The organism is Dyella sp., assembly GCF_035685885.1.
Classification (GTDB): Bacteria; Pseudomonadota; Gammaproteobacteria; order Xanthomonadales; family Rhodanobacteraceae; genus Dyella.
This window is the reverse complement of sequence record NZ_DASRZX010000123.1, coordinates 1-12,581: the sequence shown is the minus strand read 5'-3', so window position 1 is coordinate 12,581 and position 12,581 is coordinate 1. Positions and strand designations below refer to the sequence as shown.

At 61.8% G+C, this 12,581-nt stretch carries 6 protein-coding genes and 2 pseudogenes; 4 read left to right on the top strand and 4 right to left on the bottom strand.

From position 1 onward, the window contains the following. Both VFG49_RS14520 and VFG49_RS14515 read left to right on the top strand, forming a co-directional pair. Positions 1-1,737: S53 family peptidase (locus VFG49_RS14520; protein WP_324861727.1), on the top strand; the 1,737-nt coding region annotated here is incomplete at its 5' end. Positions 1,738-1,987: 250 nt separating this feature from the next. After that, entirely contained in the window at positions 1,988-5,071 is a 3,084-nt protein-coding gene (locus VFG49_RS14515; RefSeq protein ID WP_324861725.1) for an ESPR-type extended signal peptide-containing protein, read from the top strand. Positions 5,072-5,243: 172 nt separating this feature from the next. Here VFG49_RS14515 and VFG49_RS14510 read toward each other — a convergent pair whose 3' ends face one another. Then, positions 5,244-5,408, bottom strand: a complete 165-nt coding sequence (locus VFG49_RS14510; RefSeq protein ID WP_324861729.1) for a hypothetical protein — start codon at positions 5,406-5,408, stop codon at positions 5,244-5,246. Positions 5,409-5,470: 62 nt separating this feature from the next. Further along, a pseudogene (locus VFG49_RS14505) lies at positions 5,471-5,608 on the bottom strand (transposase); the annotation flags it as partial. A 542-nt stretch (positions 5,609-6,150) separates the two neighbouring features. On the opposite strand from VFG49_RS14505, the gene VFG49_RS14500 reads away from it, so the two are divergent. Next, positions 6,151-10,296, top strand: a complete 4,146-nt coding sequence (locus VFG49_RS14500) for an autotransporter outer membrane beta-barrel domain-containing protein (protein ID WP_324861722.1) — start codon at positions 6,151-6,153, stop codon at positions 10,294-10,296. 47 nt (positions 10,297-10,343) lie between these two features. On the opposite strand, the pseudogene VFG49_RS14495 reads toward VFG49_RS14500, so the two are convergent. Further along, positions 10,344-10,448 (bottom strand): annotated as a pseudogene (locus VFG49_RS14495) (IS3 family transposase); the annotation flags it as partial. 56 nt (positions 10,449-10,504) lie between these two features. Here VFG49_RS14495 and VFG49_RS14490 point away from each other — a divergent pair. Beyond that, on the top strand, positions 10,505-11,185 hold the full coding sequence (locus VFG49_RS14490; protein WP_324861720.1) for a hypothetical protein: 681 nt from the start codon (positions 10,505-10,507) through the stop codon (positions 11,183-11,185). 654 nt (positions 11,186-11,839) lie between these two features. Here the strand turns inward: VFG49_RS14490 and VFG49_RS14485 are convergent. Beyond that, positions 11,840-12,581 (bottom strand): HNH endonuclease signature motif containing protein (locus tag VFG49_RS14485; protein WP_324861718.1); only part of this gene is annotated, 742 nt, incomplete at its 5' end.

Genomic DNA, 12,581 nt, shown 5'->3' with positions numbered 1-12,581 from the left:
GCGGACGGCAATGCCGCCGCCGTGAGCAAGGCCTTCAACGCTACGATGAAGTCGTACACCGAGAACGGCAAGTTGCGGTTTGGCAACGACAGCGATGCCATGGTGCCCCAGGCATTGAGTGGCATTGTCGGCGCGGTGACCGGCCTGCAGAATGTCAGCGTGAAACATCCGCTGAGCCACGTCAGTGCACAGCTTTCTTCGGCGACCGCGACGGGCACGCAGTCGGGTCCGGCCAACGTGCTGCATCCGCCGACGCAGTTTCCGCTGATCTATGACGCGGGGAACACCCCGACGGCCTACAATACTACGGTGGGCATCATTACCTGGGGCGACCTTACCCAGACGCAGGCCGACCTGAACACGATGACCACGGTGAACGGCCTCAATCCGGTCAACGTCAAGGTGGTGCCGGTGACGCTTTCGGGCGAGCGGGATTTCTCCGATGACCAGAACAGCGACAGCGAGTGGAACCTGGACTCGCAGACCATCATCGGCACGTCTGGTGGCGTCAAGCAACTCGTGTTCTACACGGCGGCCAACGGCCTCTATGGTGCCTATGACGAGGAGCTGACCGACGCCGGCATCACGGCTGCCTACAACCAGGCGGTCGTGGACAATATCGCCAAGATCATCAACGTGTCGCTGGGCGAAGACGAGACGGCGGCCAACCAGTCGGGCAACCAGGCGGCCGATGACGCTATTTTTGCCCAGGCCGTGGCACAGGGGCAGACCTTCTCGGTCGCTTCCGGTGACCAGGGTGTGTACACCGCGACCCGAGGGGAGTTCGAAACCAACGCTGGCGTGGTGCTGCCTGCACCGTTCAGCCTCGGCACCTATTCGTCGAGCGAGCCGGCGACGTCGCCGTATGTGATCGCCGTCGGCGGTACGGAAGTGACCACCAATGGCACCGCATGGGCAGGCGAAGTCACCTGGAATGACGGCATCGCGGATGCTGGCGACGGCAATAACCGCATCTGGGCCACCGGTGGTGGCGTGAGCCTGTTCGAGGCGGCTCCCACGTGGCAGGCCACGGCGCTGGGCGCGACCGCGCGCCAGCTCCCGGATATCGCTTTCGATGCATCGTCGGTCACCGGCGCCGTGATCTACATCAACGGCCAGCGGTATGGCATCGGCGGCACCAGCCTCGCTTCACCGATCTTCGTGGGCGTGTTTGCGCGTGCGCAGACCTACGCGAACAACTCGATCGGCTTCCCGGCCAGCGACATGTACCGGGATTTCCCGAGCACGCCACAAGTGCTGCATGACGTGACGTCGGGCAATAACGGTGTGTACCTTGCCGGCACGACTTATGGCTACAACGGCGCGCCGGGCTGGGACTTCACCACGGGCTTCGGCTCGCTCGACATCAGCGCCTTCAACCAGCTGGCTTATACCTGGGGCGATGGCACGCCGCCGTCTGGCACCACGCCGCCGCCGGTCATCACTGCGCTGGGCAACAATGTCGCGGTTACCACGCAGGGCACTCCCGGTGCGTCACAGCAGTTCACTCTGCTGGTGCCGTCTGGCAAGTCCACCCTGACCTTCCGCACCTCGGGTGGCACGGGTGACGTCACGCTGACCGTGGCCCTTGGCGCCTCGTCATGGGTGTCGGCGCACGCGAACACCAATACCGAAGCGGTAACGCTCCGCGCACCGGCAGGGGGCACCTACAACGTGACGGTCTCGGGCGGAAGCCAGGTCTTCAGCGGGGTTAGCGTGCTGGGCAGCTACCAGTAAGCGGTCGGTCGCCAGCCTGAACTGCGAGGGGCCCGGGCACGCTCGGGCTCCTCGCAAGTGAACTTCCTTGCGACTTGGGTGGCTTCTCGAAGCCGCCGCGGGACAGCTTGTCCCCGATCCAGGGAGGTCGCCGATTTTTCATCCCATTTTATTGGACGTCTAGACGTCCGAGCACATTTGCATGACGCATTCCAGCGCCGATCAACGGCGAGCAGGCGCATGCACACGGAACCACTATTCGGGGAATTCCATGAACAAGATTCACAGCAAGATCTGGAGCAAGTCGCTGGGTACAACCGTCGTTGCCAGCGAGTTGGCCAAGGCCAACGGCAAGGGTGGCCGTGCCAAGTGCGTGCGTTCCGGCGTGGCGGCGCTGTCGCTGGCCATCGGCATGGCGCTTTCGGCAACGTCCGCCATGGCCGCCGATGCTCCGGGCCAGCACACAACGCCGCAAGTGACGCCGCAAACCTCCGCGCCCGCGCCGACCGATCCCACCACGCCCGTCTATTTCTCTGCCGACGGCTCTGCTGATGGCAGCGACAACGCGCTTTCACTTGGCACCAGCAGCGTGGCCGGTGGTGCGCTGAGCACGGCGCTCGGCACCGAAAGCACCGCCCTGGGCTACAACAGCTTCGCCCTGGACGACTACACCACCTCCGTGGGCGGCAACTCGACAGCCATGGGCATCGGCTCATCGGCTATCGGCCACAGCGCCGTTACCGGCGCCGACTACGCGACCGCGCTCGGCTTCGGCGCGGGCGCAACGAACCTCAATGCCATCGCCGTCGGTGCCAATGCGCAGGCTACCGGTCGCAGCAGTCTGGCGCTGGGTGGAGTCGCGGTGGACGTCGACGGCAATGCAGAGGTTTACGATGCATCAGGCAACCCGCAGGCGGCAGCAGCCTCGGGCGATCTCGCCATGGCCATCGGTCCAAGCGCGGTGGCGTCTGGCACCGGCTCCATCGCGCTTGGCGTTGGCACCGTGTCGAGCGGTGCGAATGCCATGGCCATGGGCAATTCCGCCTCGGCCACTGGCGATTACAGCATGGCCATCGGCCCTTCGTCGCTGGCACAGGGCACCGCTGGCACAGCCGTGGGGTTTGCGGCGCAGGCACAAGGCGTCGCCAGCACGGCCATGGGGGTCGAGGCATTGGCACAAGGCGACTACAGCATCGCCGGCGGCTACCAGGCCATTGCCTCGGGTGGCTCGACCGTGGCTATCGGCAACGCCTCCACGGCCAGCGGTGCACAGGCGATTAGTATCGGCAATCAATCCATTGCCGTGGGTGACCAGTCAGTTGCGATCGGCGGCTACGCCATGACTGAGGGCGGAGCCTCCACCGCGATCGGATTCAACGCCATCAACCAGTCAGGTGCGTCGGTCGCCGTGGGCTCCTTCTCGGAGACCGGCAGCAGAGATACCGTCGCCGTGGGTACGTATGCCACCGTGCTGGGCACCTACTCCACCGGCGTTGGTTACAACGTGAGTGCCAATGGCACCTATGCAACCGCCATGGGCAATTGGGCGACGATTGATGGGTATCAGGATTCCCTGGGGAATCAGTACTACTACAACTACGGTACGGCCATTGGCTCCAACACCGACGTAACGCAATACGGCACCGCGCTGGGTTACGGCGCGGCGGCAGGTAAAAATGACGTCGCGCTGGGAGCACTCGCATCCATCTATAACTACTCGGCGTTCGGCCAGAACCCGGCGGCGCCTCAGAACGCCATGCCGAGCAACTCCGTTGCGATTGGTTACAGCGCGCAGGTGAAGACTCCCTCCGGGGCGAGCTCGCAGGTCACCAATGCGATGGCGTTGGGTTCCAGTGCACTCGCCAGCGCCAGCTCCGCGGTCGCCTTGGGTGCCAGTGCGCAAGCCACAGCCAACAACGCGGTCGCCCTGGGTGCCAATGCGCGGGCATCTGTCAGCAACACCGTATCGGTGGGTAATGACGGCAGTACGGGTGGCACCAAATTCACGAGTCGCATCACCAATGTCACGGCTGGCACGGCAGCCACCGATGCGGTCAACGTTTCGCAGATGCAGGCTTCGGGACTGATCGACACCAGCGGCAATGCGCTGGTCGCCGTGACGTATGCGGATGCCACGCGAACCGCGGTGGCGCTGGGTGACGGCACGACGCCCGTGAAGTTGTCCAACGTCGCAGCCGGCACTCAGGCCACCGACGCGGTGAATCTAAGCCAGCTTACCTCGGCCGTTACCTCGGGCATGTCGCAGGTCAGCGCCATGGCGGTGAACTATGACGCGGCAAGCATGGACAGCGTCACGATGGGCGGAGCCAACGGCACGGTGATCCACAACGTTGCCGCCGGCACGGCAAGCACGGACGCGGTGAACTTCGGTCAACTCAGCACCCTCAACAGCCTGGAAAGCCAGGACGCGCTGGAGATCACCCAGCTCAACAGCCAGATGTCGATCGTGCAGGGGGCCATCACTGCCCTGCAGCAGACGCCGGTGGGCGGTTCGGTACCCAGCACGATTGCCGTCGATGGCTCGGGCACCGCCTCGGTAGCAGCCAGCTCCAGTGGCGTCGCCGTGGGCAACAACGCCACCGTGGGTGGTGATCACGGCACGGCGGTAGGCGGCGACAGCTACGCAGCCGGCCCGAACGACACCGCGCTCGGTGGCAACGCTAAGGTGAATGCCGATGGCAGTACCGCCGTCGGCGCCAATGCCACCATTGCAGCCACGGCGACCAATGCCGTCGCCGTGGGCGAAAGCGCCTCGGTGACGGCCGCCTCGGGTACGGCCATCGGCCAGGGCTCATCGGTGACGGCGGCCAACGCCGTGGCACTTGGCCAGGGCTCGGTCGCCGATCAGGCCAACACCGTATCGGTGGGTTCGGCCACCAACCAGCGTCGCATTACCAACGTCGCCGCCGGCACGGCGCCGACGGACGCAGCCAACGTCAGCCAGATCGACCAGGCATTGGCCACTGCCAAGACCTATACCGATGCCAGCGCCACCCAGACACTGAATGCCGCCAAGGCCTATACGGATGCGACCGTCGGCAACCAGCAGGCGCTGACTGACCTGCGCAGCCAAATGAACGACCAGTTCCAGAACGTCAACAAGCGTATCGACGAATCGGGTGCGATGAGTGCAGCGTCGACACAGATGGCGATCAATGCGGCGGGCGCCACTGGCATTGGCCGCATCGCGGCAGGCGTCGGGTCGCAATCGGGCCGCTCCGCGATCTCGGTGGGCTACGCGGCGCCGCTTGGCAGCAACATGCATGTGAGCGTGGGCGCCACGGCCAGCGGCTCGCAGACCTCGGTCGGCGCCGGCTTCGGCGTGGATCTGTAAGCACGGCATGAAGATTGGAGCCGGCATGGCGTCTGCCGTGCCGGCTCATTCCCCAAGCAACACCATCGAAGGTCGCCTCAGGGCGGCCGTTTCGTTTTTCGGGTCACCAAAGTCCGGGGAGCGTGTGCAGAATTTTGTGTAACCGGGATGGGGTTTGCAGCTGAGGGATGCGCTAATCGAACTGGATGGCAAAGCTGAGCCGGCGCATCAGCCGCTTAACCGTGCAGCGCGCCACCGCCGTGCCTTCGCGCCCCAACGGGTATTCCCCGCGGTGCTCTTGCGCCATGCGCACTGCGCGCTCGCGGACCTCAGGTGAGAACTTGTTCGACTTGTTCATGGCTCCGTCTTCTCAAGAGTTGGATCCTCCTAAGAACCAGGGGCGATTCAATTGCAGCTGGTTACCCATTTGCGCAGCACGTTCTCATGCAGCCCCAGATCACGGGCCGCCTGCGTCACGGCTACACCACACTCGTTGACCAGTCGCACCGCTTCCCAGGCACGTGAAAGCGATCGGGAGCCAGCGCGCGAATAGCCCATCAAGGCCGAGCATCGATTGATCGATGTGGCAGTCAGAGGCCGAATATACGTGAGCAGTCGACTCAGGGAGCCAAAGAACAGAGTGTTTGCAATGGGGAGGAGTCCATATGCGGACCCCGAAGCCAGACGAAATCAGCGATCTTCTATCAACCCATCGAACGAGATCGGCTCACCAACACGGGAACTGTCAGCCGTACTGCTGCTCGATTGGTACTGGTAAAACTACGGACTTGTACGCCCGTAAATTTTCGCTTGAAGTATCTTGCGGCGCAGGTCAGATTGCTTGCGGTTGCGTATGCATCTTCGCTGGGATAGGCGGCCGGCCGCAGCGGAAGCTTGTCGGCGATCTCGTGCAATAGCCGGGCGCCCAACCACGCTCCGTGGGCCGCGCTGCATGGGCGTCGAATGTGACCGCGTGTGTGCCGGCGCCGGCGGTATCGCGCCCATTGTCGTTCAAGCAATTCGTTGCTCAGTTTCTCGATCCAGCCCGTAAAGCGGCCCACCCGCTGCTGGTGGGTGCACCTGCAAGAGGTGGTCGTGTCATGAGCTTCAACAAGCCCGGGAAACCGGAGTGGACGATAACGGCTACAGGCGTACCGCGTGGTCGCCCGCGCGCCCTTGGAGGCCTAATTCTCCGACCGCTGGCTGCATGCCTTGTAAGCGCGATGCTCTATCCCGCCCACGGGCAGTCAGCGTGTCCTGCCGGAACGGTTTCCTTATCTAGCGGCCAGTGCACGGCAAGCAACACGTCCATCGCTGTAACCGCTGCCGCCGTGCCTGGCCTCAATGCCACGCAGACGGGAGCAATCACTGCCAACAATGTGAACGTGTCGCTCAATGCGGTAAACACCATCGGTGCGCGTGCGATGTCCGGAGGGAAGATCACATTCTCTGGTGGACAGATCACCAACGGTGTTGAGGGGAATACACAGCAGGGATTCGTTGCCATCGGCGCCGGTAGCTTGCTGCAGATATCAGGCGCCCGCTTGAGTTTCAGTGCGCTATCGCGTCGTGACAATCTGCACGGCGCAACGGCCAGCGACGGCGCTCAAATGAATTTGACGAACACCCAGCTGGTGATCAATGCGCCGGGGCAGTCAAACGGACAGTGGGGCGTGATGGCCGAGACCGGCGCCCACGTCAGCGGGGATGGTCTGGCCGTACGTATCCTCAACGATCAGACAGTGGCTTCCAGCAGTATTCGGGGAATCCTTGCGCGCAACCAAGGCCTTATCGATCTCAGCAACAGCACCGTTGATGTCGACTACGCCGCGGGCACTGGCGCGAACGGGTTGCGCGCAGATGGCGCGGGAAGCTCCATCACATTCTCCAGTGGCGTCGTTACGACAAGCGCCCGCTCGCTCACCGCCACCGGGGCTTGGGCTTCGAATGGCGGCCTCGTGTCGTTGAGCGATTCGCAGATCCAGTCGAACGCCTATGCCACCACAGCCACGCCAAACTCTGCGTCGATTGCGGCGCGTGTCGACACGGGTGGACATGTTGCGATCAGTAGAAGCACGTTGACGGCGACCGGTGCATTCAACTACGGGCTGTACGCGACGGATGCCGGTTCGGTGGCAGATCTCAACGACACTGCAATTGAGGTGACCGGAAAGTCTTCACGCGCTGGCATCTATGCCGTCGCCGGTGCTCAGGTGAATGTGTTTGCCGGCTCGTCGATTTTGTACGACGCGTCGGGAAGCCTCGCCCCGTATGGCATCTACCTGGACAGCTTAACGGTACCGGCGGGCACACCGGGGACCCAACTTCGCGTCGAGGACAGTAGCGTCACCACGGGCGCGAACAGCACCGCGACGGCAATTGCACTTCGCTACGGCGCGGTAGCGACACTCAGCAATGTCAAGGTAACCACCGAGGGGCTAGGCGAGGCAGTCGGTATCTGGGTTGACGGCTCGACGCTCGATGCAACGAACGTGGACATCACCACATACGGAGAACGGGCGCGCGGTATCACGGCGGACAAGGCCAATGTCTCAGCCACGATCGATGGAGGCACCATAGTCACACATGGAGGCACCCAGGCATTCGCCATCGGAACGAGGTTGGGAGGCAATCTGACGGCATCCAACATGACGCTCGAAACGTGGGGAACGGGCCAATCGAGCGGCGTGGGCGCAGACAATAGCAACCTCACGCTAAATGCCTCAAACGTCCTGATCCACGGCCAGAACAGCTATGGCATCTGGGCCGTTTCCGAAGAGCGAAGCTCTTCCAATGGGCCTGCGCAAGTCACGGTCAATGATGTCGATGTCACCACGTTGGCGGACTCGGGCTACGGCGCTGTGGCTCAACGCGAATATCAACCGTCGGGGGCCACGATTGATGCCGACCACCTTGGCATCGTGACGAGTGGTGCTCTCGCCCATGGACTTTACGCACTCAGCGGCGGCGACATTCATTCGACATCGGGCTCGGTGACAACGAGCGGGGGCTCGGCTTTCGGTGCGCTGGCATTCAACGCCGGAAGCCTGGTTGATCTCCATGGAACTTCACTGAATACATCTGGCGCAGGCGCTCACGGCGCTGTGGCGTTGAATGGCGGAACGGTGCTGGGTGATAGTTCGCAGATAAACGTGACGGGCACGAACGCAGCGGCTCTCCTGGTTTACGGAGCCGACGATCCAGCGTCGGGCACGACGCAGCCGTCGAGTGCCAGCTTTAACGGAAGCACCCTGGTCAGCGCTTCGGGCCCCATCATCGCCGTGGCCGGCATCGGCTCGGTAACACTCGCCAACTCAACGGCTGAAGGCACCGACACAGCGACCCAGCACCGCTGGCTTCATGTGGGATCGACGGCAGACATTCCCGTGCCTGCGCTAACGCAACCAGCTCCTCCTTTGCCCATTTCGGCGGAGCCCCCAATGGATGCTGACGCATCGACTGCATCCCAGCCCTCGTCTGCGAGCGTCTCGCCTGGAAGCCTGACGTCGGGCCCTGTCAGTCTGCCCCCGGGGACGACTGCCACGGCCGGCCTGGCCAACGTGCGTGTTGAGTTGTCGCGAGTAACCGGCGACGCGCGAACCGAAACGGACAGCCAGTCGAACGTCACCCTGGTCGAATCCACATGGACCATGACGGGCAACTCCAATATCTCGGATCTCATCAACGATCCAAGCACCATCGCCTTTACAGCGCCCACAGGCGATCCAACCCTCGCAGCGAGCTATAAGACGCTCACCGTCAACAACTACAGCGGCGATGGCACACTGGATATCCATACCTATCTGGATACCGATTACTCGCCTTCCGATCGCTTGATCATCTATGGAGGGAGTGCCACGGGTACGTCGCACATCGCGGTGACCAACAGTGGCGGCGGTGGCGCACTGACAACCTATGACGGCATCCCGGTGGTACTGGCGATGGTGGGTGGCGTCACAGCGTCGGACGCCTTCGCGCTGACCCATCGAGTGTTTGCCGGTCCCTACGAGTACACCCTTCAACGCGGCGGCGTGACGCCCGGCACCGAACAAGACTGGTTTCTCAGTTCAGCGATCAATTGCTCGCATCCGAACGCACCCATTCCGCCATGCGCCGGGCCGCCGGTGCCGCCAGCACCACCGGCACCTCCGTCGCCACCTCCGTCGCCGCCGCTGCCCCCAACGCCCGTCGACCCGCCACCGACTCCCATTCCGCCTAAACCACCGACACCGGATCCGGCATTGGCACCCGATTACCGTCCCGAGGTCTCGCTATACACCGCGTTGCCTGCGATGGCGTTGCGCTATGGCTGGGGAACGCTCGGAAACCTGCACGAACGCGTCGGCGATGAGCAGCAGTTGGAAGGACGAACGGATCTTTGGCAACGCGGCGCATTCAACGCCGCGTGGGTACGCGTCATCGGCGAAGAAGGCGATGTAGATGGAAGTGATCGAGGCATCTACGGCGGGAGTCCGCACTATGACTACAACCAGGTGACGCTGCAGGGTGGCTTGGATATCTACGCCAAGGAGCACGACAACGATCAGCGTGACTTTACGGGCTTATATCTGGCGGATGGTCGCATCCGGAGCAGCGTCACCAACTGGGACGACACTTATGCCGGTCGCAATGTCGTAAAGGCGCAGTCGCTTGGTCTTTATTGGACACATTACTGGCACCAGGGGCCGTACCTTGATGCCGTACTCCAAGGAAGCTGGTACAAGTCTAGCGCCCAATCGGCGGACAACTACGCCTTGAAACGTGCCAACTTCGGGTGGGCAGCGTCGCTGGAGGGGGGCTATCCCTTCTATCACGATGCGCAGGAATGGGAGCCCCAGCTGCAGGTGATTTATCAGCGCATCAATGGCGGCGGCAGTAGTGACGCCGCCGCACAGGTCGCTTTCAGCAACATTGAATCACTGGTCGGACGCGCCGGACTGCGCTGGGCCAATACCTGGACACTGGAACCCACCGATCAAGGTATTCGCCGACTGTTCACGGGATGGTTGCGATTCAATGTGTGGAAGGAATTCAAGGGCGAACCGATCACGGCCTTCTCCTCTGACGACGGTTTCGTTCCCTTTGACGGAAGCATCAAAGGCACGTGGTGGCAACTCAATGGCGGCATGAGTTGGCAACTGAGCCAGAAGACATCGTTTTACGCGAACCTGGGTTACCAGAAGGGGTTCGGCAATCGTGGGTTCCACGCCTGGGATGGCAAGGTTGGCCTGCGTTGGAATTGGTAGATTGAGACGAAACTGGACTGCCCCGGGATTTACGACACTAGCCAGCCTCACTGTGAGGCCTTCTCGAAGGCCTCTGGGCTGACGCCACCGAGATGGCTGTGGCGACGGGTTCGATTGTAGAAGACCTCGATGTAGTCGAAGACATCGACGCGCAAGGTTTAGACACACCAAGCGAATTTCACTGCACGCTGTTCGCCGGAGGACGCCGATGGACTTCATGCGCATTCTGCAATCGCTCGAAGAGTTCCTCTACGAGGTGATGAGCTGGCTCGTGTTCTACCCACGCGCCCTGTGGCGAACCTTTCGCCATCCCGTGGCTGTCGCGATCTATACAGAACGGCAATTACGCCAGGATCGGGACCGCCAGTTTACAGAAATGATCGGTCCACCCCTGATGCTCATTCTTACCGTGGTCGTGGCGCATGTGATTGAACTCAGCTCGCCCACGGGCATGGCAAAGGCCAATACCGTGCTTGGCAGAGAGCTCTTCGCCACCGAGCAGGGTGTTATTGCAACTCGCAGCGTCATCTACTGCCTCTTCGCGCTCTTTGGTGCGTTCGGCATGTTGCGTCAACAGAAGTCCCCCGTGGACCGGGAGACGCTTCGTCAGCCTTTCTACATTCATTGCTATCTGCTGGCACCGTTCGCGCTGGGCCTGTCGATTGCCACCACCATCCTAGTCAACGGAAATACGTACTGGCTCTTGCTTGGTCTTGCTATCGCGCTTCTCAGTTGTGCTTGGTACGGTTTTGCACAAACTGCTATTTACGCAAGAATTCTGAAAATATCCCTTCTCCGAGCCGCGTTGATCGCCTCCGCAGCCAATGCCTTGGCGACCGTCGTGATCGTAGGCCTGGCCTTTCTCCTGTTCGGGATCGGCCACAAGTAACGTCGACGAAGTTACTTCAGCGAAGGCATCCATGCGACGTCCGCTCGGGGCTGCGGTTTCAGCCGGTCGTTGCAACACATTAAAGGCTGCGTGAGCAGCGGGAGTGTTGCAAGATGTCCCAACGACCGAAGATGCGTTGCACCGACACCCAGATAGCCCATCATGGCCCAGCACCGCACAGCGGTGTGGTTGTCAGAGGCTGATGGTATGGACTCCCGCCACCTCCGGGATGCACGCGTTTCCACCCGTGCCAGGAGAATCGTCATGTCAACGGTCACTGTATGCCCGCAGCCAGAAAATGGACTCTGACCCCGGTTTTGCTGCTCTGCTCGCAGAACGCGAGCCGCCGGAACAGGAAGTGAAGGTGCCCTCAGGGGAATGGACGGGCGAATGCGTCCCGTATGATCGCGAACAGCCATGATCAACGCTCCAGAAGTTGGTGATGGTCAGCGGGTCGTTTGAGGTGCTACTCACTCGACCCGCGCTTCTCGGCATTTGCTACCGAGGCCAATCGCGACAACAAGAAGACACCGCGCGTGGCTTTGAGACCGCAAAAAAAGCAAAAACCAACTCCTGTCAGCGTTACGCTCGCACTACCATCAGTATCATGCGTACTGGCACGAGAGCGAATATCCCCGACGAATCGCCGGCGCATCACCGCAGAAAGACGTTGCTCCGGTGATAGGCGAGATAAGTCGCCTGCTTAGGATGAAACACACCACAACCATTCGCACACGCCTCGCTCAGTCCAAGCCGATCCAAGTCGATGTGATCGAGCTTTCGCGATAGCAACACATCACCACCGTCTTCAAAGCTAATAAATCCTCGATCGAACAGCCTGTCGACGTGCGGCGTAAGCAAGAGGCCATTCGCCCCATCAAGTCGCTCAATCGAGTCCTCGCACAGTCGCCACGGCTTGATATGGCTTGCCACCAAAAGCCTAGGATTACTCACCTTAGTGAGCCGACATGAAGTCTCGAAGTTAAAGATGCGACGACGAAACAGCCCTTGCCCGTACCTAGAGAGAACCGTCTGCTCCTTCGTGGTCGCATCCAAACTCGGGTCATCGCGAATGATCGCCTGCATGGCATCGTCGATGCGCTTGAGCGGCGCATCCACATCGGATGCCTCCAACGCATAACCCGAGTCGCGAACACCCATTGGGCCGATCAAAAACTCGTAGACCTCACGGCCAACTTCGGCGAGATAAGCCCCTTGGTTTCCGTTGCCCGTGGTCGGCTGGATGGGCGAATACTTCTGCGGCAATAGAGGACCAAGCTCTGCGATGTGGTCCTTCGGCCGAACGGGCGTAGCCAACGGCTCCCACAGCACCGGCAGCAACCAACCTTCGTCGTCCCAGTAGTGCCCCGTAGAACCAAAACTATCGGGCTTGGGC